Below are 22,023 nucleotides of genomic sequence, written 5' to 3'. Positions count from 1 at the left end.
GCACGGCCCCGGGCCCGCCATGTGGGCGGCCCGGGGCCTTCGCCGTGCCGGCCCGTACATATGCCCGCAGCAGGGCCCCCCGCGCTGCGCCGCGCCGGCCCCGTGACAGGGTCGAGCCATGAGGCATATTCGTTCAACGCCCCTGCCCCGGCGCGCCGTTCTCGGTGGCGCCGCCGCAGTGGGGCTGACCGCTGCCCTGTCGTCCCCTCTCGCAGCTGCGGCCACGGCCACGGCCGCGCCCAGGGGCGGTGCGTTCCGTTTCGACCTCCCGGCCCCGACCGGGAGCAACGAGGTCGGCGCCACGCATCTCCATCTCATCGACCGCTCACGCAACGAGCGGTGGACCGACGAGCCGCATCAGCCCCGGGAACTGATGATCAGCATCTGGTACCCGGCCCGGCCCGGCGGCGACGGCCCGCCCCTGCCGTACTCCACACCCGGACTCGACACGGCCTTTTCGACGTACGCCACCTCCCAACTCGGGCTCCCGGACGGCGCCGTCAACTGGCACGGCATCGGCACGCATACGCGGGCCGGCGTTCCGGTTGCCCCGAGCCCGCACCCCAGGCCGGTGGTGCTCTACACGCCCGGCTTCGGGTCGTACCGAAACTCCGACACCGTCGTCATATCGGAACTGGCCAGCAGGGGTTACCTCGTGGTCACCGTGGACCACACCTACGACGCGATGGCGGTCGAGTTCCCGGACGGCCGGCTCCGCACGGCCTCACCGCTCCTCACCGGGCTGCCTCGGGATGAGATGGTGCGGGCGGCCATCGCCACCAGGGTGGCGGATCTGCGGTTCGTTGTGGACGAGTTGGAGAAGCTGGCCAGCGGGCACAACCCGGACGCGGCGGGCCGGCCCCTGCCGCGCGGCCTGTGCGGCGCCGTGGACACCTCCCGGATCGGCGGATACGGGCACTCCATCGGCCCCTCCGGCCTCTTCGACACCATGCGCACCGACCGCCGCATTCGCGCCGGCTGTGTGCAGGACGGCCCGCTCGTCCAGGGCCTGAACCAGCCCATCGATGCGGCCCTGAGCGGCGTGCAGCAACCGTTCCTGCTCATGTGCAGCAACATCGGCAAGGACTCGGCCGAGCCCTTCCACCACCGTTCCCCACACGCCGCCGGGCTCGCCGCGCTCTGGAAGAACTCGCCCGGCTGGAAGCGCGACCTGTGGTCGAAGGAGGCCGCCCACCAGTCGTATACCGACTTTCAGCACATACTGCCCATTTTGGACGAGGAGTTCGGCGTGCGGGAGGAGGCGCTGCGGCAGATCGGCACCGTGGACCCGGCCCGGTTCGTCGCCGTCCGCCGCGCCTATCTGACCGCCTTCTTCACCCGACACCTACTGCACCGCCCGCAGCGCCTCCTGGACGCCCCCTCGCCCCGCTACCCGCAGGTGCGGTTCATCGCCTAGCCGAAGCGCGGGCCGCACCGCCAGCCCGCATGGTCAGCGCGTGGCTCGCTTCACCGGCGCGCAGCCCGCTTCACCGGCGCGTAGCCGGCATAACCGGCGCGCAGCCCGCGCACCCGATGCACAGCCCCGCGGCCCGCACCACCGGCGCGCAGCCCGCACCATCGGCGCGCAGCGCCGCATCACCGGCGCGCAGCCCGCGCCACCGGCGCGCAGCGCCTATGACGCCCCCCACAGCACCCTCGCTTCCACCTCCGGATCGAGGCCGACGCTGGGGCGGTCTGGGCGCTGCGGAGCCACACCATCGAGGTCGCACAGCCAAGACCAGGTGTCGGCAACCGTCTCCGCCATGGGACGGCACCGCAGCCCGGCCGCCAGCGCCTTGGCCACATCACCACGGTGCAGCGTGTCGTACAGCTCTCCCTCGGGCACCCATACCGGCAGGTCCGTCCACGGTGCGATGTCCGCCGCCAGGACCGTCTCGGCGTCAACCCAGCGCAGTTCGGCCTTGCCACCCGTCACCCGTGCGCACTCCGCAAGCAGCGCGCCCATGGTGGTGTGCCCCGGAGGGCTGATCACGTTGTACGGACCGCCGAGCCCCGCAGCCCCCGCGTCCAGGCACCACGCGGCCAGGTCTCGTACATCCACGTACTGCACCGCCAACTCGCGCGGCCCCGGCGCCAGAACGGGGCCACCGCGCGCCATCCGCCCCAGCCACCACGGCAGCCGCCCGATGTTCTCGTACGGGCCGAGAATCAGCCCCGCGCGTACGAGGAGGGCCCGCTCCCCAAAGGCCGCCACAACGGCCAGTTCCCCGCCGCGCTTCGCCCGCGCATAGTCGATCTCTTCACCGTCAGCGCCGGTCGCGCCGTCATGGGGGGAGGCCGCCACCACCGGCCAGCTCTCGTCGTGCCCGGCTGCTGAGGGGTAGGTGTACACCGAGCCGCTGGAGATGTACACATACCGCCCGGCTCGCCCTGCCAACGCCTCGGCCGCATCCCGTACGACGGCGGGCGCCCCCGACCAGGTGTCCACCACGAGGTCCCACTCGTGCCCGGCGCCATCACCCACCGCCAGGGCCCCGAGCCCGTCCGCGGCCGTCCGGTCGCCGAGGAGCACCCGGGCCCCGGCCGGCGCGGCGTGGTGGCCCCGGTGGAAGACCGTGACCTCCCACCCCCGCGCCAGCGCGTCCTCCGTGATGGCGCGCCCCACGAACTCCGTCCCACCCAGCATCAGCAGTCTCATAGGGCTGACTCTGCCCCCGGCGGCGCCCCAACGGAACGCCCGCACGCTGACAGCGGAATCGCCCTCGGCGGAACTCGCGCGCCCAACGCATGCAGAGCTCACGTTCGCGCGCTCTACGAGGGGGCGGTCACTGGCGGTTGACGGTTCGGGTCACGCCGGCGAAGACCGCCGTGGCCAAGAGCCAGCCGGCGATGACGAGGGCGTAGGAAAGTGCCTGATACCACCCTTGCGGGGCGAACGCCCCCTCCTGACCGAAGGAGATCACCGGCAACAACAGATCGAGGGTGAAGAACACCGGATTGAAGTCGGGGGCCTCGTCCGCCTTGAGCGCGCGGGGGTGATGCAGGCCGTAGGCGGCCGAGCCGGCGGCGAGCAGGGACAGCAGCCACACGCAGGCGAGCATGGGGCGAAAGCCATAGCCGACCGTGACCTCTTGGAGGAGACCCCACACGCGGCCGTACCACGGCAGGGTCCGGCGGTGTCTGCGGAGCTTGGCGAGTTGGACGGCGCGGGCGGCGTGGTCGTCGCCGACGCGAAGGTAGGCCGCGGCCAACTGCTCGTAACCGTGCGGGAGGTACCCCTCGCGCTCCTTGTCCAGCATGGGCAGCCGGCGCTCCGCGGGCTCGTGCGGGGTGAGACTGCCGTAGGCGAGGCCGTTGAGGAGGACCTCGTTCGGAAGCACCTCGGGTTCCAGGAGCAGTACGTCGATCTGGGCATGGCGCAAATTGACCACGCCGTCGATGGCCGGGCCCTTGCGCAACCACAGTTCGCCCAGGGTGCAACTGCTCGCGCGCAGCGCCGCCTCGCCGGGGTTCGACAGGCGTGCGTACGACAGGTCGAGCCGCCCGGTGACGCGCGCGCCCCGAAGGCCGATCCAGCCTTGCGTACGTACGCGCCGCAGGTGGAAGTCGCCTTCCACCACCAGCGTCTGCCCGTCGAGTGCGACGCTGCCCGGGTGGCTGAGCCACGCGTCGTTGAGGGTGATCGACCCGGCGACCGAGGCGCCGCTCAGCCGCACCTCCCCGTGCGTGCGTAGCCCGGGGGCCCACAGATTGTCGCCGATGGTCGCATAGCCGAGCCGCAGCGCGGGCCAGACCGTGTCCGGCGGAGCGATCACGCATCCGTCCAGGAACAGCGCCCCACCGATCTCCGCCCCGCCGAGTCGCACCGGCCCGAAGAACTGGGTGCCGGTCAACTGCACCATGCCCTCCACTTGAACGGTGGCGGCGGCCAGTCCGGGCAGCACGGAGCCGGTCAGATTGAGTTGGCGAAGCCGGGCGGCGTACAGCAGGGGTACGCTGTCGAAGAAGCAGTTGCTCAGTTCTACGGCGTGGTCAATGGTGCCGTATTGCACATTGAGGAGCCCGGTGACCCGCGCGCCCTCCAGGTGCAGGGCGGGTATCTCACCGTCTTCTAAAGAAGCGTTGAGGAGTAGGGCTCGCAACACGGCTGCCCGTACGGTCCGCTCCGCGCCCCAGCTCGCCCCCTGCGCCGCTTCCTCGTCGTCCGCCGCGCGGAAGTCCACGGCCGTACCCCGGGGAAAGGCTCGCCATACCCGCAGCTCGGCAGGCGTGAGATCACTGATGTCCACCAGCCGGGACTCTGGTGTCACGCCGCACGGCTGTCAACCTCTGCTTTCAGCCCCAGGGCCGAGACGGTAAGGCCGCGACGATAAGGCAAAGGCTCCGCCCGGCGACGAAATCCAGGGGCGGAGCCTCAAAGAGCCAGTGGGCAAGCGGCCACCGTGCACGTGTACCACCGGGCTAGCGAGCTAGCCGAGCCAACCGGGAACGCGTCCCGGCGCGGCCATCAGCGCTCGGAGTGCAGCCAGCCGGCGACCTCCGTCGCCCAGTAGGTGAGGATCATGCCCGCCCCGGCCCGACGCACGGACGTGAGCGTCTCCATGATCGCCCGGTCCCGCTCGATCCAGCCGTTGGCGGCGGCTGCCTCAACCATCGCGTACTCACCGGAGATCTGGTACGCGGCGACCGGCACCGTCGCCGCGTCCGCGATCTGCCGCAGCACATCCAGGTACGGCAACGCCGGCTTGACCATCACCATGTCCGCGCCCTCGGCGAGGTCGAGGGCCAGCTCGCGCAACGCCTCGCGGGCGTTGGCCGGGTCCTGCTGATACGTCTTGCGGTCGCCCTTGAGCGAGGAGCCGACCGCCTCCCGGAACGGGCCGTAGAAGGCGGAGGAGTATTTCGCGGTGTACGCCAGGATCGACACGTCCTGGTGCCCCGCACCGTCGAGCGCCTCGCGGACCACCCGGACCTGACCGTCCATCATGCCGCTCGGCCCGACCGTGTGCGCGCCCGCCTCGGCCTGGGCACGGGCCATCTCGGCGTACCGCTCCAGCGTCGCATCGTTGTCCACCCGCCCCGCGGCGTCCAGGACGCCGCAGTGGCCGTGGTCGGTGTGCTCGTCCAAGCACAGATCGGACATGATCACCAGGTCGTCGCCGACCTCGGCCCGTACGTCCCGCAGCGCGACCTGAAGGATGCCGTCCGGATCGGTGCCCGGCGTGCCCACGGCGTCCTTCTTCGCATCCTCCGGCACTCCGAAGAGCATGATCCCGCCGAGCCCGGCAGCCACCGCCTCGGCGGCTGCCTTGCGCAGCGTGTCCCGGGTGTGCTGCACAACGCCCGGCATGGCCGCGATCGGCACCGGCTCGCTGATGCCCTCACGGACGAAGGCGGGCAGGATCAGTTCGGCCGGGTGCAGCCGATTCTCGGCGACCATGCGCCGCATGGCGGGGGTGGTGCGCAACCGGCGGGGCCTGGCCCCGGGAAAGTTGCCGTACTCCATCAAGAGCGTGCCCTCCTACGTGATCCGGGCCGCCGCTCGCTCGGGCGGGTGACCGGGTCCCCGGCCTCCAGGGCGGCAACCCGCCGCGCCGCGCCGAACTCGGCGAGTGCCTCGGCCAGCTTGTGCACCGAGGGCTCGGGCGACAGCACATCCACCCGCAGGCCGTGTTCCTCCGCGGTCTTCGCGGTAGCCGGGCCGATGCAGGCGATGACAGTGACATTGTGCGGCTTGCCCGCAATGCCGACGAGGTTGCGCACGGTCGATGACGAGGTGAAGAGCACCGCGTCGAAGCCGCCGCTCTTGATGGCCTCGCGGGTCTCGACCGGCGGCGGCGACGCGCGCACCGTCCGGTAGGCGGTGACGTCGTCCACCTCCCAACCCAGCTCGATCAGCCCGGCCACCAGCGTCTCGGTGGCGATGTCGGCACGCGGCAAAAAGACGCGGTCGATCGGGTCGAAGACCGGGTCGTACGGCGGCCAGTCCTCCAGCAGCCCAGCGGCGGACTGCTCGCCGCTGGGCACCAGGTCCGGCTTGACGCCGAACTCGATCAGCGACTTGGCGGTCTGCTCACCGACCGCCGCGACCTTGATGCCGGCGAACGCGCGGGCGTCGAGCCCGTACTCCTCGAACTTCTCCCGTACCGCCTTGACCGCGTTGACCGAGGTGAAGGCGATCCACTCGTAGCGCCCGGTGACCAGGCCCTTGACGGCCCGTTCCATCTGCTGCGGGGTACGCGGTGGCTCCACGGCGATGGTCGGCACCTCGCTGGGCACCGCACCGTAGGAGCGCAGTTGGTCGGAGAGCGAAGCGGACTGTTCCTTCGTACGCGGCACGAGCACGTTCCAGCCGAACAGCGGCTTGGACTCAAACCACGACAGTCGATCGCGCCGTCCGGCAGCGCCACGCTCACCGACCACGGCTATGACGGGCTGGCCCCCATCGGATGAGGGCAGCACCTTGGCCGACTTGAAGACCTGCGCGATGGTGCCAAGCGTTGCCGTCCAGGTGCGTTGGCGCGTCGTGGTGCCCGCGACGGTCACCGTCAGCGGCGTGTCCGGCTTACGGCCCGCGGCCACCAGCTCGCCCGCGGCAGCCGCGACCGTCTCCAGCGTGGCCGTGACCACGGCGGTGCCGTCGCTTGCGCCGACCTCGCCCCAGCACCGCTCATCGGCGGTACGGGCATCGACGAAGCGCACGTCCGTGCCTCGCGCGTCGCGCAGCGGCACCCCGGCGTAGGCCGGCACGCCGACCGCAGCCGCGACACCGGGCACGACCTCGAAGGCGATGGACTCGGCGGCGCACACCAGCATCTCCTCGCCGGCATTGCCGTCGAGGCCAGGGTCGCCCGCGACCGCACGGACGACCCGCTTGCCGCCGCGCGCAGCCACCATGACAAGATTGGCGGTATCCCTAAGCACCGGGACTCCGGCGGCCACTGACGCGCCGTCAGCCTCGGTCTGCCGTAGTGCGCTCTGCGCGTCGGCCGCGACATTCGGCCGCACATGCGGACGCACCACGTCGAGCACCTGCGCGTCGGCGATCAGCACATCGGCCGTAGCCAGTGCCTCCACGGCGCGCAGCGTGAGCAGACCCGGATCGCCTGGCCCGGCACCTAGGAAGGTGACGTGCCCGCAGCCGGGGTGGTTCGGGGCGGTGGGGTTCAATGTGCTCGCTCCCCCATAAGACCGGCCGCACCCTTCGCGAGCATGTCAGCGGCGAGTTCGCGCCCCAGCGTGGCTGGGGACACGGCGCCGTGCGTTGCACTGCGAGGAGTAGAGGTAGGTACGGGACCAGTGGTGGATAGCTGCACCAGCGCGGAGCCGTCGGTCGTGCCAACGACGCCCCGCAGGCGCATCTCGGAAACAGCCTGCCCGTCGCCCAGCAAATCGGCCAGCGCCCCCACAGGTGCGCTACAGCCGGCTTCCAGGGCGGCGAGTAGAGATCGCTCAGCGGTCACGGCGGCCCGAGTGTACGGGTCGTCGAGCTCGGCGAGGTCGGCAACGAGCGCAGTGCCATACACGGGGTGCGAGGCAGCACACTCGATCGCCAGGGCCCCCTGGCCGGGGGCAGGCAAAACCAGGTCGGCGTCGAGGATCTCGGTCGCCTCCTCGATCCGGCCAATGCGGTGGAGGCCGGCGGCAGCCAACACCACGGCGTCCAGCTCACCGGAGCGGACGAAACCGATCCGAGTGTCGATATTGCCGCGGATCGGCACGATCTCAACAGCCAGACCATACGCCCGCGCCCACGCGTTGAGCTGCGCCATGCGGCGCGGCGAACCCGTACCGACGCGAGCCACACGCCCAGCGGCCGACGCGTCGGCAGCCAGCGCCTCAAACCCGAGGCCGTCGCGCGCCACCAGCGCATCGCGCGGGTCCGCACGCGGCGGCACCGCCGCCAGCACCAGGTCAGCGGGGTCGGCGGTCGGCAGGTCCTTGAGGGAGTGCACGGCCAGATCGATGGCGCCGCTGAGCAGCGCGTCACGCAGCGCCGATACGAACACGCCGGTGCCACCGATCTGCGCCAGGTGCTCGCGCGAGGTGTCGCCGTACGTGGTGATCTCCACCAGCTCGACCGGACGGCCAGTCAGCTTCCGTACAGCCGTGGCGACCTGGGCGGACTGGGCCATCGCCAGCGCGCTACGCCGGGTGCCGAGCCGCAGCGCGGCGCCGAAACCAACGGCTCCGCTGCCAACGGCTCCGCTGCCCACGGCTCCGCTGCTCACGGCGGCCGGGCCCGGAGGAGCTCCCCGACAGTCGGGGGTGAGGGGTGTGCTGTCGGTCATGCCCGTCCTCGCTTCAGGTCGTTCCCATCGGCCCGGCTGACGGCCGCGACCGCCTCCGGGTCGAGGTCGAAGAGCTCGCGCAAGGCGTCCGCGTAGCCTGCGCCGCCCGGCGTGCTCGCAAGCTGCTTCACCCGCACCGTCGGCGCGTGCAGCAGCTTGTCCACCACGCGGCGCACGGTTTGGGTGATCTCCGCGCGTTGCTTCTCATCAAGATCGGGAAGCCGCCCGTCGAGCCGGGCGATCTCCCCGGCGACCACGTCGGCGGCCATGGTGCGCAGGGCAACCACCGTGGGCGTGATGTGCGCGGCCCGCTGGGCCGCCCCGAAGGCGGCCACCTCGGCCGAGACGATGGCCCGCACCTGGTCCACATCGGCGGCCATGGGCGCGTCGGCTGACGCCTCGGCGAGCGACTCGATATCGACCAGTCGTACGCCCTCAAGCCGGTGCGCAGCGGCGTCGATATCACGCGGCATCGCCAGATCGAGAAGGGCCAACGGCTGGTCGGGGCGCTGCGCCGCGGCCTTGTACAGCGCGTCGGCATCCAGTACGAGGCCGGTCGCGCCCGTACAGGAGACGACGATGTCGGCGCCGGCCAGTTCGGCGGTGGCCTCGGCGATCGGCACGGCGCGAGCGATGAGCCCCGTGCGCCCGCCATGCCAGGCCGCGTCCGCGACGTCCGCGGCGACTCGCCCGGTGTGCGCGGGGCGCTCAGCGTGTCCGTGTCCAGAGGCATACCCAGCGGCGTGCCCAGCGTGCCCAGAAGCTTCCGTGCCGCAGGAGGTGCCGTCCAGCGATGGCACGCCGGCAACACACTCGTGGTACGGCATGGCCGGCACGGCGGCCAGACCTATGACGGCGGAGGCGTTGGCGGCTGCTGCTGCGGTTGAGGCCGCGGCACCCGAGGCGTTGGCGCCTGCGGCGGCGGGTCCAAAGACGTCACTGTGGCCGCACGGCCCATCCTGGCCGGCCTCTCCCGCTTGGCCAACGGCACCGGCTTGAGCCGCGCTGTCGGCCTGGGCTGCGCCGTGGTTTTGGGCTGCGTCGCTGCGCTGGCCTGCGTCGCTGCTCTGGGCTGCGTCATTGCTCTGGCCTGCGTCGCTGCGCTGGCTTACGTCGCTGCCCTGTCGCGCGGCTGGCATCCGGCCCACGTCGTAGACGGGGCCTACGGGATCTGCTGGGTCTGCTGGGTTCGCAGTCTGCTCCGTGAGCGCGGTCGCCAGTCGGTGCGCCCGATCCAGGGTGCGATTGGCGACCGCGAGTTCGGCCACCCCGGCGCGCGCCAGCGTGGTCGCGGCCAGCGAGGACATCGAGCCGGCGCCGATCACCAGGGCGCGCTTGCCCGCGGCCCAGCGCTCCACCGGTACCCCGCCAGCGAGCTGTTCGAGCCCGAAGGTCACCAGCGACTGCCCGGCCTTGTCGATGCCGGTCTCGCTGTGTGCGCGCTTGCCTACCCGCAGCGCCTGCTGGAACAGGTCGTTGAGCAATCGCCCGGCGGTGTGCAACTCCTGCCCGAGCGCGAGCGCGTCCTTGATCTGACCGAGGATCTGGCCTTCACCGACCACCATCGAGTCAAGACCGCAGGCCACCGAGAACAGATGGTGGACGGCCCGGTCCTCGTAGTGCACGTACAGATACGGCGTCAGCTCATCCAACGCGACACCGGTGTGCAGCGCGAGGAGCGTGGACATCTCGGCGATCCCGGCGTGGAACTTGTCCACATCCGCGTACAACTCGACACGGTTACAGGTGGCCAAGACCGCCGCCTCCGCCGCCGGCTCGGCGGCGAGGGCATCCTGCACCAACTTCGCCCGCCGCTCGCCCGGCAGTGCGGCGCGCTCCAGCACGCTCACCGGGGCACTGCGGTGGCTCAGCCCGATGACCAGCAAACTCATGCCGGCATCACCGCGGGCACATCCCCGTCAGGTCCCTTGTTGTCACGGGCTGCGGCGCCGGAGGCTGCCCGAGTGCTGCCGGAGGGTGCCCGAGTGCCGGCGGAGGCCGCACGGGAGCCGGCGGAGGCAGTCGCGTCGGCCCCGGCCGATGAGCGGCCCGCGCCGCCATCAGACGAGCCACGGTTCGCGCGGATGGGCGGCGGCGCGGGCGCGGTGGCGTCTGCCTGCGCCGCGTCCTGGGCCGCCTCTTCGCCGGCCTTGCGCTGCTCGTGGAAGGCGAGGATCTGCAACTCGATGGAGAGATCCACCTTGCGTACGTCCACGCCGTCAGGAACGGTCAGCACGGTCGGCGCGAAGTTGAGGATGGAGGTCACACCGGCGGCCACCAGGCGCTCGCAGACCTGCTGTGCGGCTCCGGCCGGGGTGGCGATGACGCCGATGGAGACCCCGTTGTCACTGATGATCTTTTCAAGCTCGTCGGTGTGCTGCACGGCGATGCCCGCGACGGGCTTGCCCGCCATCGACGGGTCGGCGTCGATGAGCGCGGCGACCCGAAAGCCGCGGGAGGCGAACCCACCGTAGTTGGCGAGCGCGGCGCCGAGGTTACCAATGCCGACGATGACGACTGGCCAGTCCTGGGTCAGGCCGAGCTCGCGGGAGATCTGGTAGACGAGGTACTCCACGTCGTAACCGACCCCGCGGGTGCCGTACGAGCCCAGGTAGCTGAAGTCCTTACGGAGCTTCGCCGAGTTCACCCCGGCCGCGGCGGCCAACTCCTCGGAGGAAACCGTGGGAACCGAGCGCTCGGAGAGCGCGGTCAACGCGCGCAGATACAGCGGAAGCCGGGCGACGGTGGCCTCGGGAATCCCTCGGCTTCGGGTCGCCGGTCGGTGAGTTCGGCCAGTTGCCACGGTGCTCCTGCGGGTAGAGCGGGGCTGCGGACGGCCCGTCCCAGGACCGCCCCGTGAAGTGCAGGCTATGCCTTTGTGAACGCGTGCACAAAGATGGTGTCCGCTTTGTCCGAGCAAAGTGACGGGTGTCACGCGCCCTTTCGGGCCGATTCCGGAACCGCCACCCGAGCCGCGCCGTTCGCGCCGTTCGCTGCATTCCCACCACGGCCCCAGGATCGCCAACGGAAGCACGCGTCCCACACTCCTCACCGCTATGCCCCCGGATGCCAACAAATCGCCCACGATGGTAATCCACCGCGCGCCACCTTCGATCCCCACAGGCGCTGACTACGAACCCGACAAACGGCGGCACAATGGCGGCACAATGGCGACATGAGCCCGTTGCTGCCCCGATCGCGCCGTAAGAACCCCGCCGAGAGCACCGTGACGTTGATCGGCAAACCCGGCTGCCATCTGTGTGATGACGCACAGCAAGTGATCGAAAAGGTCTGCGCCGAACTCGGCGCGTCGTGGGAAAAGAAAGACATTACCGAGGACGAAGAGCTGTACCGCAAGCACTGGGAACAGATCCCGGTCATCCTCGTCGATGGCGACCAGCACGATTTTTGGCGCGTACACCCCGACCGGCTGCGCAAGGCACTCGGCGGCTGACCGACACGCCACACCTCGCCGTCTGCGCCCACCATCTAGGCCCACCGCCTACGCCCACCGCGGCACCGGCGGCACTGGCGGCCCAGTGGCTTTACCAGCGGAGCAAGAAATCCCGTAGCGGGATGTTCACGCTCTGCGAATCGTCCCGACTCCGACTGGTCCGAGCCGGCTAGCTATGCTCGCGCTATGGCCGCTCTAGGATGGCTCACTCCCCGCAGGCGCTCGGCTACCGCACGCAGTGTGTTGGCCGGCGAAGCCGCGGCGGAGGCAGCACGGAAAACCGCGTGGGAACTCGGCGAGGACTTCGAGGACAAGACCGCGCAAGCGCCTCAAGGCGTTGCAGAGGCTCAAGAAGTCCAAGAGGTCTCAGAACCAGAATTTCCCGTCCCCGGCGATCGCCATGCCGCCGCCTTCTTCGACCTCGACAACACCGTGATGCAGGGTGCCGCGCTCTTTCACTTCGGCCGCGGCCTGTATAAGCGTCACTTCTTCCGCAAGCGTGAACTCGCCCGCTTCGCCTGGCAACAGGCATGGTTCCGGCTCGCGGGCGTCGAGGACCCGGCGCATATGGAAGACGCGCGTAACAGCGCTCTGTCCATCGTCAAGGGCCATCGCGTCTCGGAGTTGATGTCCATTGGCGAGGAGATCTACGACGAGTACATGGCCGAAAGGATTTGGCCGGGAACTCGCGCGCTGGCCCAGGCCCATCTGGATGCCGGACAGAAGGTTTGGCTGGTGACCGCGGCCCCGGTGGAGACGGCGACGATCATCGCCAGGCGGCTTGGGCTGACCGGCGCCCTGGGCACGGTCGCCGAGTCCATCGGCGGTGTCTACACCGGCAAGCTGGTCGGCGAGCCGCTACACGGCCCGGCGAAGGCGGAGGCGGTACGCGCCCTGGCCGCGGCCGAGGGCCTGGACCTCACGCGCTGCGCGGCCTACAGCGACTCGGCCAACGACATCCCGATGCTGTCGATCGTCGGCCACCCGTACGCCATCAACCCGGACGCCCGACTGAGCAAGCACGCCCGCGAACGCGGCTGGCGACTGCGGGACTACCGCACCGGCCGCAAGGCGGCCAAGGTCGGCATCCCGGCGGCGGCCGGTGTGGGCGCGGTGGCGGGCGGCGCCGCAGCAGCGGTCGCCCTGCACCGCCGGCGCCGCTGACCAAGACGGGCCCGCACAGGCTCGAACCGAGTCAACACGCCGCACCAACCAGCCGCCCGTCACACAGAGCGACGGCCAGGCCCATACCGCCGCGCCCACACGCGGGTCACCCCTCCTTGGGAAGTGCGCCCCGAGCCGCGGACCCACCCCGCGCGGACACGGAAGCACGCAGCACACGCTGGACATGCGGAACGCGCTGATCATGCCGAACACACGAAACGCACGGAAACCGGGCGGGCTCCGCGCTCGACCGCCGGGCCCCATCAGCCGCCGCACACAGGCGAGTTCACTCAATCCAGGCCGCTTACCCGCACGCGTTTCTCCCCAGTCCCGCTACGTCCGGATTGCCATAACACGCCCCGTAATTAAACAGATCACGAAGGTTTTCGATCAACTTCCGATCAACGTTCGACTCCTGATAGGCCGCCAAGTCGCTACAGAATGGACCGAAACGGCGATTTAAGCAACTCGGTGTAGCGTCACCTATACGAAGCGTTATTCTCCTCAGACGCAACCGGTACCCACACGTCCTTACGACGGGTGAACGGTCCCGCACTGCACGTGATGGAAGCTCTGCCTCTGGGAGTCCCGTGTACCCACACGTCGGGGTTGACGCCTCGGGCCTGGCTACGCTCCGCGAAACGGTCATCGACCGCCTTCGCGGCTACGTCCCCACCGCGTACGCCGTACCCGCTGTCCCCGCATTCGCCACACCCGTCCCCGCCGCCTCAGCAGCACCCTGCTACACCCTCGCAAACGGAAGCGCGACCGTCGGAAGACGAGCCCGCGGCAGTGCCTCCCCCGCGACTACCCGCCGCCCGAGTGCCGACAGCGACAGCCACCGCATGATGGAACTCGTCGAACGCGCCCAGTCCGGCGAAGCCGAAGCCTTCGGCCGCCTCTATGACCAGTACTCCGACACCGTCTACCGGTACATCTACTACCGCGTCGGCGGCAGGGCCACCGCCGAGGACCTCACCAGTGAGACCTTCCTGCGGGCCCTGCGCCGCATCGGTACCTTCACCTGGCAGGGCCGAGACTTCGGCGCCTGGCTGGTGACCATCGCCCGTAACCTGGTCGCCGATCACTTCAAATCAAGCCGCTTTCGCCTAGAGGTCACCACCGGCGAGATGCTCGACGCCAACGAGGTCGCGCGAAGCCCCGAGGACTCCGTTCTCGAATCACTCTCCAACGCCGCGCTTCTCCAGGCGGTCCGCAGGCTTAACCCCCAACAGCAGGAATGCGTCACGCTGCGCTTTTTGCAAGGGCTCTCGGTTGCCGAGACAGCCCGCGTGATGGGCAAGAACGAAGGGGCCATCAAGACCCTCCAGTACCGCGCGGTGCGCACCCTCGCCCGGCTGCTGCCGGACGACGCCCGCTGACCCTCCCAGCCGCGTCACATCGGCGCACCTCATCACGTCACCCGTCGTCCTCGCGGGCCGCCTTTCGACCCGCTCGGCGGCTCACCCGTCGGCCCCGTCGCCATCCGCTGGCGGGCCATCGGTCGGCTTACTCCTACTCCAGTCGGCGGTCCGATCATCGTGGCCGCGTAACCCGGCTGCCGCGCCGCTCGTTGTGCGGGATGCAGGCTCCCTGCGGTCACGCCATGCCCGCAACTACTCACTCGATCGAGTGGAGGCGCTCAAGGCGTGCAACCTCCAAGGCGCCCTGAGGAGTCAACCACCATGACGAGAGGAGGTGCCGCCCGTGATCGCGAACGTATCGGCGCACCGGCGGGCTAACGCCTTCGCCCAGGCCCTGGAGAAGCACAGACTCCAGGGCACGGCAGCCAGCCAGTCCGAGCACCCGGCGGAGAACACCGAGTGTGACCGCATGCTGGCCCTGGCAAACGAGCTCGGCGAACTGCCAGCACCAGAGTTGGACCCCACAGCAAAAACCGTTCAGCGGGCTCAGTTGATTGCCGCGATGGAGACGGCCTTCGCTGAAGGTGCCATCCAGGTACCCGAACAACGTTCGGGACCATCTACGAAAAAACCCGCAAAGAACACTAAATTCGCAAAAGCGATCAAAACAGGCAAAGGGAGTCATCGGGCAAGCCCGCTCGGCAGATTCCGGCCCCGCTCACGGTGGTCCAAGGGACTGGCGGCGGGGGGCCTGACCGTGGGGGTTGCGGCGGGCGCCTTCGGCGGTGTGGCCACGGCCAGCTCCGACGCGCTGCCCGGCGATTCTCTCTATGGCCTCAAGCGGGGCATAGAGGATTTCAAGCGCGGGATGGCCGACGACGACGCCGACCGCGGCGGCATCTATCTGGACCAGGCATCCACCCGTATGCAGGAGGCGCGCCGCCTCATGGAGCGCGCCCGCGCGGGCGAGATGGACCACGAATCGGTCGGCGAGGTGCGCAAGGCCCTGTCGGGCATGCGGCATGCGGCGGCGGAAGGCCATCGACTCCTACACCGGGTGCACGAGCGCGATGGCTCGCTGGAGCCGATCCGGGAGCTGTCCTCCTTCGCCACCGATCACCGCGAGGGCTGGAGCGCACTGCGCGCACGGCTTCCACTGCCCCTCAGCGACATGGGCGACGAGGTGAGCTCGGTCTTCGACGCCATAGACCAAGAGGTCGAGCCGCTGCGATCGCTGCTCACGCCACCGGCCCCGGACGAGGCAAAGGAGACACAGCCCGCGCCCACCGCACCCAACGCCTCGGTCCCCGCCCAGCCGGACCGGCCCGCACCGCGACACGCGAAACCGCGCCCAACAGACCGTACGGAGCAACAACAGCGCGATGGCAGCCCACACCCGTCGATGGCTCCGACCACGAAGAGCCCCGACCTGCTCGACGGCCCCGACCTCCTAGAGCCGCCGGCCGGCGAGAGCGGCCCCGATCTCTCGCTGCCGTCCGACGAGAGCGGCAGTCAGACACCGGCGCCGGACGTCACGGTCCCGCCGCTGCTTGACCTGCTGCCTGGGCTCGGCCTCGACGCCCACGACACGACGCATTCCCCACAGCTCGACGGCGGCTGACCCACCCCGAGCACCGTACGACCGGCGCCACGGCACGACCAGTGCGCCACCGGCCCCCCGCTGGCACCCGCCAGCCACTGCCTAGGCGCTCCGTCTTCACCCCGGTTGGGCCGACCCCGCCGCCCGGCCGCACGGGCCGGCTCAGCCAAGCCGGCTCAGAAGAAGACGGAGCGCCGCCGCACGAGCAGCTTGTACAGGGTGTGTTGGATGGTCTCGCGCACCTGGTCGGTCAGGTTGAACATCAGCATCGGGTCATCGGCCGCCTCGGGCGGATAGACGTCGGTCGGGATCGGCTCACCGAACTGGATCGTCCACTTCGTCGGCAGCGGCACCGCCCCCAGCGGCCCGAGCAGCGGAAAGGTCGGCGTGATCGGAAAGTAGGGGAACCCGAGCAACCGCGCCAGCGTCTTGGAGTTCCCCACCATGGGGTAGGTCTCCTCGGCGCCCACGATCGAGCAGGGCACGATGGGGGCGCGGGCGCGCAGCGCCGTGGAGACGAAGCCGCCCCTGCCGAAACGTTGCAGCTTGTAGCGCTCGGAGAACGGTTTCCCTATCCCCTTGAAGCCCTCGGGCATCACGCCCACCACCTCGCCCCGCTCCAGCAGCCGTTGCGCGTCCTCGGCGCAGGCGAGCGTGTGTCCGGCCTTGCGGGCCAGCTCGCTGATGACCGGCAGCATGAACACCAAATCGGCCGCGAGCAGCCGCAGATGGCGATTGGCCGGGTGATGGTCGTGCACCGCCACCTGAAGCATCAGACCGTCCAGCGGCACGGTCCCGGAGTGGTTGGCGACAATCAGCGCACCGCCGGTGCGGGGAATGTTCTCCATGCCCCGCACCTCGACCCGGAAGTATTTTTCGTACATCGGCCGCAGCAGTGACATCAGGACCTGGTCGGTCAGCTCCTCGTCGAAGCCGAAGTCATCGACCTCGTAGTCACCGGTGATCCGGCGGCGCAGGAAGTCGAGCCCGCCAGCTAGCCGCTGCTCCCAGCCCACGGCGCCCGCCGTGGGCTCGTCACCGGCGGCCTCGACGACGGGCGGCTCCGCGACGGGCTGCTCCTCGTCGCGCTGCGGGGGCACGGGTTGCAGCGGGGCCTGGGCGCGCTGCGTACGCACAGCGCGCTGGCCCTTTCGCCGAGTCCTTGGGTCCTCACCGAACGGGATGACCTTGGCATCCGCCATCGTAATTGCGCTCCTCAGTTCTGGCCGGCGCCGGCGGGCAGCGCCGCGGCGAGCTGATCGACGGTACGAGCAAGAGCCTCGGGCGGCAGCAGCCCCGGGCCGTGGCTGCGCGCGTAGTTCGTGAAGACCTCAGCAGTGCTGTACCTGGGCACGAATCCCAGTGTCTCGCGCATCTGCGTCGTATCCACGACCCGGCCGTGGGTCAGCAGCCGGATCTGCTCCGGTGAGAAGTCGGTGATGCCCACCGAGCGCAGTACCGAGCCGAGCCAGGTGACGGTGGGCGACAGCAGCGGCAGCGTCGGGCGGCCAAGACGCCGTGACGCCTGCGAGAGCAGCAGCACGCCATCCCCCGCGATGTTGAACGTGCCGCTGTTGAGCGTGCCCCGGCGCGGCTCGTCCGCGGCGATGCGCAGCACTTCGATGGCATCGTCCTCGTGGACGAACTGGAGCCGGGGATCGAAGCCGATAATGGTGGGCAGTATGGGCAGCGCGAAGTATTCGGCGAGCGGCGAGTCCGCGCACGGGCCCAGCACATTGGCGAAGCGCAGCACGCTCACCGCGACATCGGGGCGGCGCCGGGCGAAGCCGCGAACGTACCCCTCGACCTCGACGGTGTCCTTGGCGAAGCCGCCACTCGGCAGCGATTTGGCTGGCGTGGTCTCGGTGAACACGGCGGGATCGCGCGGCGCTGAGCCATAGACGCTCGTACTCGACTTCACTACGAGGCGAGCCACCGTCGGCGCCTTCTGGCAGGCCCCGAGGAGCTGCATGGTGCCGATGACGTTGGTTTCCTTGACCGCGGTACGGCTGCCTCTGGGGTTGAGCGGCGTGCCATTGATATCCATATGGACCACGGTGTCCACCTGGTGCTCGGCGAGCAGCTTGCCAATCGTGGGCTGTCGGATATCAGCCTGTACGAACTCCGCGCCGCCCAGATGGTGCTCCGGTGCGACGGCATCCACGCCGATCACCCGATCCACATCGGGCTCGCGCTGAATACGTCGGACGAAACGGCCCCCAAGCTGCCGTGCGACTCCGGTGACGAGCACGACCCTGCCCACGATCAGCGCCTACCTTCCCACCCTCGCGAAAGCTCCGGGCCCGTCCGGCCCAGTGCTATGGACCTACGGGCTTACGGCTCACCGTATCCACTGGATGTGACACCGCGCTGACCCCGCGCGCCATGACGCGGCATATGCCGCCCGCCCGGCGCCCGATAACACCGCAGCCCTCCCACCGTGTCGGTGAGAGGGCTGCGGTACGTCGCACAGCGTCGCTTACTTCTTGTTACGTCGCTGAACGCGCGTGCGCTTGAGCAGCTTGCGGTGCTTCTTCTTGGCCATCCGCTTACGCCGCTTTTTGATAACAGAGCCCACGACTACCCTCGCTCACTTCGATTTCACTCGGTGCGGGGCGTCCGAGCCCACACGACCTACATCAGGCCAGCCTACCTGGCACCGAGCGAACGGCGTAATCCGAGGGTCAACGCGAACGACCGGACGATCTAGGCGGACTCCACCCCCACATATGACTCGCGGAGGTACTCGTGCACCGCCTGCTCTGGAACCCGGAAAGACCTGCCTACCCGGATCGCGGGCAGATGACCGCTGTGCACCAGTCGGTACACGGTCATCTTCGAGACTCGCATTACCGAGGCGACTTCCGCCACGGTCAGAAACTGGACCTCATTCAGAGGCCTCTCGCCAGCAGCCATGACACACCTGAACCTTCCGCACATGACGGGCACCGGCTTCCCCTCCGGTGACTCCTCGTCGCTGTGCGCTCACTCACCAGACTAGGGGCGGGTGATACGAGTGGGGAAGAGGAGTAGCGTTCGGCCGCCTACTGTGACAGACACGCCCGATTGAGTACATAGCGAGTAAGCGGCCGGTAGTAATCAGACCGCGCAGCGTCATCAAGCGGAACGGCAACCGACACCCGTCCCTCGGCCTCACCAACGAACAGCGCGGGATCGTCGCTATCGCCGAGCCCGATGGCCTCAATGCCTAGCTGACCTGCTCCGCAGACCCATCCGTGGTCCCCGATGACCAACTCAGGCAGGCCGCTGTCGGAGTCCGCAGCGACCCCCAAAGCGATACGAATGGGGAGCGGGGAATGGGTGTGCACGCCGGTCTCATTCCCCGCGCCTCGCGCGCCGGGTTCTTGCATCAGCGCGACTCCCCGAACGTATTCAAGGTTGTGCGTGCGTAGCCCAAACCGGGTCGGTATGTCGATACGTCGCCCCCACGCTGGGGTGAGAACGGGACAGCCCGCTGACGACAGGGCAGCAGCTAAAGCGGCGTAGAAGCCCAACAATCGGTGCGGATGTCCGGTTCCGAGCAGCACCGGGGCACGCCACCGTGCGACGTATCCCAGCCGATCCGCGAAGGCATCGAGCGCCGCCACCGTACGGTCAGGATCGATCACATCCTGGCCCGAAACATACCCGAGATCACTCGAAACACCGCACCGAGCGCTCATGAGGCTAAGCAACTCCGTGAAAGACCAGTCGTATTCGGGCTCCAGGCCGATCAGCGCCCGTGGGTCGCGGTCCGCGAACAGCCGATACCTCCGCAGGCTCCCCTCACGACTGGTGGCCACGGTACCGGCGAGCCGCGACGCGAGCAGATGAGCCCGCAGCTCGGAGGCGCTCAACACACCGATGATGGTGGCCGATGGCGCCGGCCCAGCGCTCAAAAACGCGAATACGGACCACAGTTGGCCTAATGGGGAGGCTTGTTGGCCGATGACCGCACCACGGGCCGGCCGTGGAGCACTGCGTTGCCGGCGCAGTGCCTGCTTGAGCCGGCAACGGCCAAAACCGCGGGAGGAGCAGCAGCGAGCTCGCGACTCGGCGCTGCGACGACCGGCCATCCCAGCGGCCAGTTGGCCAAACGACCGCCTGTTTCAGCCACGCTGCCCTACCGGCCCGTCAGGGCAGCAGCCCCTGCCAAGGAAAGACCGCACGCCGGGTGGCGACGACGGCCCGATCCAGCGCGTCGTCCGGGTCGTAACCCCACTCCTCCCAGCCCCGCCAGCTCGGTTCGCGGCCATCGGTCATCCGCAGCGGCGCCTGCTGCCGGGTTCGTGCGTACACCTCGTGGCGCCACTCATCGGGCGTCTCCGACTGGGGATCGACCGGGCGGCCCGCGGCGATGGCCACCAGGTGCGTCCACGTGCGCGGTACCACGTCCACCACCGCGTATCCGCCGCCGCCCAGCGCGATCCACCGGCCACCGGAGTGCTCGTCCGCCAGCCGCCGGCAGCTCTGCGCGACCGCACGCTGTGCGTCCACGGTGACCGCCAGATGCGCTAGCGGGTCCTCGATGTGCGTGTCCGCGCCGTGCTGGGTGACCAGGACCTCTGGTTGGAATGCAGCAAGTAGTTCGGGCACCACGGCGTGGAAGGCCCGCAGCCAACCCGCGTCCCCGGTGCCGGCCGGCAGCGCCACGTTCACCGCGCTGCCCTCGGCCTTGGGGCCCCCCGTCTCCTGCGGCCAGCCGGTTTGCGGGAACAGCGTCTGAGGGTGCTCGTGCAGCGAGATCGTCAGCACCCGGGGATCGTCCCAGAAGGCCGCCTGCACGCCGTCACCGTGGTGCACATCCACGTCCACGTACGCGACCCGCTGGGCACCCAGCTCCAGCAGCCGGGCCACCGCGAGCGCCGCGTCGTTGTACACACAGAACCCCGCCGCGCTGCCCGCCATCGCATGGTGCAGACCGCCGCTGAAGTTCACCGCGCGCAACGCCTGGCCGCCCCACACCGCCTCAGCCGCGCCCACCGACTGACCCGCGATGAGCGCCGCCGCCTCGTGCATGCCGGCGAAGGCGGGGTCGTCCGCGGTGCCGAGGCCGTACGAGCCGTCGGCGGAGGCCGGGTCGGCCGAGGCGCGGCGGACCGCTTCTACGTAGTCCGGCCGGTGTACGAGCCGCAGCATGGAATCTCCGGCGGGCTTCGCGGCCACGACCTTCGCCTCACGGTCGAGGCCGAACGCCTCGACCAGGCGCATCGTCAGCCCCAACCGCACCGGGTCCATCGGATGGCCGGGGCCAAAGTTGTAGCCCGTTACAGCCTCGTCCCACATTAGGTGTGCGCGGACATTCATGCCCGTCACCGTATCGGGCGTCACCCGGCCCGAGGGAACGGGAGTAGCTGCACGGGGAACGGGCCTCGGCGTCGCCCGGCTGCGTGCTGCGTGCTGCGTGCTGCGTAGAGCCGTAGCCGTCACAGCAGCAGCGGCGGCAACTCACACATGTCTGAGAAGAGCGCAGTCGCATCCGCGAGCTTGGCCGCTGGTGTCATCGCGGTGAATCCGTAGACGTCGATGCCCGCGGCACGCGCGGCCTGGACGCCGAGTGGGCTGTCTTCCACCACGGCACACCGCTCGGGCGCCACCCCCATGGCCGCGGCGGCATACAGAAACAGATCAGGCGCGGGCTTGCCTCGGCCCACATCCTGCGAGCTGAAGATGCGCTCCTCGCCGAACAGCTCATAAAGACCGGTCTTCTTGAGGGCAACCCGAATGCGCTCATGGCTGCCGGATGACGCGAGACAGTACGGGACACCGTCGGCACGCAGCTTCCCCACCACGTCGGCAGCTCCGGCCACCGCCTCCAGTTCGGCACCAAAGGCCGTAAAGACCCGCTCGTCAAACGTGGCGTTGAACTCCGGAGGCAATGAGCGACCATAACGCTCTAGCACCAGGTCGTGAATGCGATGCATGGCGGAGCCCATGTAGTCACGAATCGCTTCGTCGTACGTGGTGGGGTGACCCAACTCCGTGAGGTACGCGGCAAGCAGGCGATTCGAAATCGGCTCGCTGTTGACGAGCACCCCGTCGTTATCAAAAATGATCAGGTCATAGCGCATGGGACCACCCTACAAACGCAGAGAAGCCCCGTTGTGGATGTGTATCCACAACGGGGCTTCCCGTTACCAAAGATTGTTCGGCGGCGTCCTACTCTCCCACAGGGTCCCCCCTGCAGTA

General features: G+C 69.4%; 19 protein-coding genes. 5 read left to right on the top strand and 14 right to left on the bottom strand.

Features of this window, described 5'->3' with window-relative positions:
- The first annotated feature begins 118 nt into the window (after positions 1-118).
- Entirely contained in the window at positions 119-1,417 is a 1,299-nt protein-coding gene (locus FHS42_RS24140; RefSeq protein ID WP_184575378.1) for an alpha/beta hydrolase family protein, read from the top strand.
- A 216-nt stretch (positions 1,418-1,633) separates the two neighbouring features.
- Here the strand turns inward: FHS42_RS24140 and FHS42_RS24135 are convergent, their stop codons facing one another.
- The 7 genes from FHS42_RS24135 to FHS42_RS24105 form a co-directional block, all read right to left on the bottom strand.
- Positions 1,634-2,647: an NAD-dependent epimerase/dehydratase family protein gene (locus FHS42_RS24135; protein ID WP_221476838.1), complete on the bottom strand. Its 1,014-nt coding sequence runs from the start codon at positions 2,645-2,647 to the stop codon at positions 1,634-1,636.
- Positions 2,648-2,786: 139 nt separating this feature from the next.
- Positions 2,787-4,250: a translocation/assembly module TamB domain-containing protein gene (locus tag FHS42_RS24130; protein WP_184575713.1), complete on the bottom strand. Its 1,464-nt coding sequence runs from the start codon at positions 4,248-4,250 to the stop codon at positions 2,787-2,789.
- Positions 4,251-4,468: 218 nt separating this feature from the next.
- Positions 4,469-5,467 (bottom strand): porphobilinogen synthase, encoded by a 999-nt coding sequence (gene hemB, locus FHS42_RS24125; RefSeq protein ID WP_376772683.1) that lies wholly within the window; start codon positions 5,465-5,467, stop codon positions 4,469-4,471.
- Positions 5,467-7,131, bottom strand: a complete 1,665-nt coding sequence (locus tag FHS42_RS24120; RefSeq protein ID WP_184575372.1) for a bifunctional uroporphyrinogen-III C-methyltransferase/uroporphyrinogen-III synthase — start codon at positions 7,129-7,131, stop codon at positions 5,467-5,469. Before FHS42_RS24120 ends, hemB begins: the two co-directional genes overlap by 1 nt.
- Entirely contained in the window at positions 7,128-8,252 is a 1,125-nt protein-coding gene (gene hemC / locus FHS42_RS24115) for a hydroxymethylbilane synthase (RefSeq protein ID WP_184575370.1), read from the bottom strand. Before hemC ends, FHS42_RS24120 begins: the two co-directional genes overlap by 4 nt.
- On the bottom strand, positions 8,249-10,144 hold the full coding sequence (gene hemA / locus FHS42_RS24110) for a glutamyl-tRNA reductase (RefSeq protein WP_184575368.1): 1,896 nt from the start codon (positions 10,142-10,144) through the stop codon (positions 8,249-8,251). Before hemA ends, hemC begins: the two co-directional genes overlap by 4 nt.
- Positions 10,141-11,055 carry a redox-sensing transcriptional repressor Rex gene (locus tag FHS42_RS24105; protein WP_184575366.1) on the bottom strand — a complete coding sequence of 305 codons (915 nt, stop codon included), beginning with the start codon at positions 11,053-11,055 and terminating at the stop codon, positions 10,141-10,143. Before FHS42_RS24105 ends, hemA begins: the two co-directional genes overlap by 4 nt.
- A gap of 372 nt (positions 11,056-11,427) precedes the next feature.
- Here FHS42_RS24105 and FHS42_RS24100 point away from each other — a divergent pair, with 372 nt between their 5' ends.
- From FHS42_RS24100 to FHS42_RS24085, 4 genes are all read left to right on the top strand, one after another.
- Complete coding sequence (locus FHS42_RS24100; RefSeq protein WP_184575364.1) at positions 11,428-11,706, top strand: glutaredoxin family protein; 279 nt, start codon at positions 11,428-11,430, stop codon at positions 11,704-11,706.
- A gap of 186 nt (positions 11,707-11,892) precedes the next feature.
- On the top strand, positions 11,893-12,870 hold the full coding sequence (locus FHS42_RS24095; protein ID WP_184575362.1) for an HAD family hydrolase: 978 nt from the start codon (positions 11,893-11,895) through the stop codon (positions 12,868-12,870).
- Between the two features lie 590 nt (positions 12,871-13,460).
- On the top strand, positions 13,461-14,252 hold the full coding sequence (locus FHS42_RS24090) for an ECF subfamily RNA polymerase sigma factor, BldN family (RefSeq protein ID WP_184575360.1): 792 nt from the start codon (positions 13,461-13,463) through the stop codon (positions 14,250-14,252).
- A gap of 325 nt (positions 14,253-14,577) precedes the next feature.
- Positions 14,578-15,855, top strand: a complete 1,278-nt coding sequence (locus FHS42_RS24085; protein ID WP_184575358.1) for a DUF5667 domain-containing protein — start codon at positions 14,578-14,580, stop codon at positions 15,853-15,855.
- A gap of 155 nt (positions 15,856-16,010) precedes the next feature.
- Here FHS42_RS24085 and FHS42_RS24080 read toward each other — a convergent pair whose 3' ends face one another.
- From FHS42_RS24080 to FHS42_RS24050, 7 genes are all read right to left on the bottom strand, one after another.
- Positions 16,011-17,036 (bottom strand): lysophospholipid acyltransferase family protein, encoded by a 1,026-nt coding sequence (locus tag FHS42_RS24080; RefSeq protein ID WP_184575356.1) that lies wholly within the window; start codon positions 17,034-17,036, stop codon positions 16,011-16,013.
- Between the two features lie 14 nt (positions 17,037-17,050).
- On the bottom strand, positions 17,051-18,097 hold the full coding sequence (locus tag FHS42_RS24075) for an NAD-dependent epimerase/dehydratase family protein (protein ID WP_184575354.1): 1,047 nt from the start codon (positions 18,095-18,097) through the stop codon (positions 17,051-17,053).
- Between the two features lie 216 nt (positions 18,098-18,313).
- The gene (locus FHS42_RS24070) at positions 18,314-18,412 is read right to left on the bottom strand and encodes a 30S ribosomal protein bS22 (RefSeq protein WP_003948845.1); all 99 of its coding nucleotides are present in this window, start codon (positions 18,410-18,412) and stop codon (positions 18,314-18,316) included.
- Positions 18,413-18,540: 128 nt separating this feature from the next.
- Positions 18,541-18,750, bottom strand: a complete 210-nt coding sequence (locus FHS42_RS24065; protein ID WP_014053989.1) for a helix-turn-helix domain-containing protein — start codon at positions 18,748-18,750, stop codon at positions 18,541-18,543.
- A gap of 128 nt (positions 18,751-18,878) precedes the next feature.
- A complete protein-coding gene (locus tag FHS42_RS24060) occupies positions 18,879-19,694 on the bottom strand; it encodes a phosphatase (protein WP_184575352.1) in 816 nt (271 codons plus the stop codon).
- Between the two features lie 274 nt (positions 19,695-19,968).
- Positions 19,969-21,141 carry an acetoin utilization protein AcuC gene (locus FHS42_RS24055; protein ID WP_184575350.1) on the bottom strand — a complete coding sequence of 391 codons (1,173 nt, stop codon included), beginning with the start codon at positions 21,139-21,141 and terminating at the stop codon, positions 19,969-19,971.
- 119 nt (positions 21,142-21,260) lie between these two features.
- Positions 21,261-21,905 (bottom strand): HAD family hydrolase, encoded by a 645-nt coding sequence (locus FHS42_RS24050; protein WP_184575348.1) that lies wholly within the window; start codon positions 21,903-21,905, stop codon positions 21,261-21,263.
- Positions 21,906-22,023 lie beyond the last annotated feature (118 nt).

The organism is Streptomyces zagrosensis (assembly GCF_014203645.1).
GTDB lineage: Bacteria > Actinomycetota > Actinomycetes > Streptomycetales > Streptomycetaceae > Streptomyces > Streptomyces zagrosensis.
This window is presented reverse-complemented; position numbering and strand designations above follow the sequence as displayed.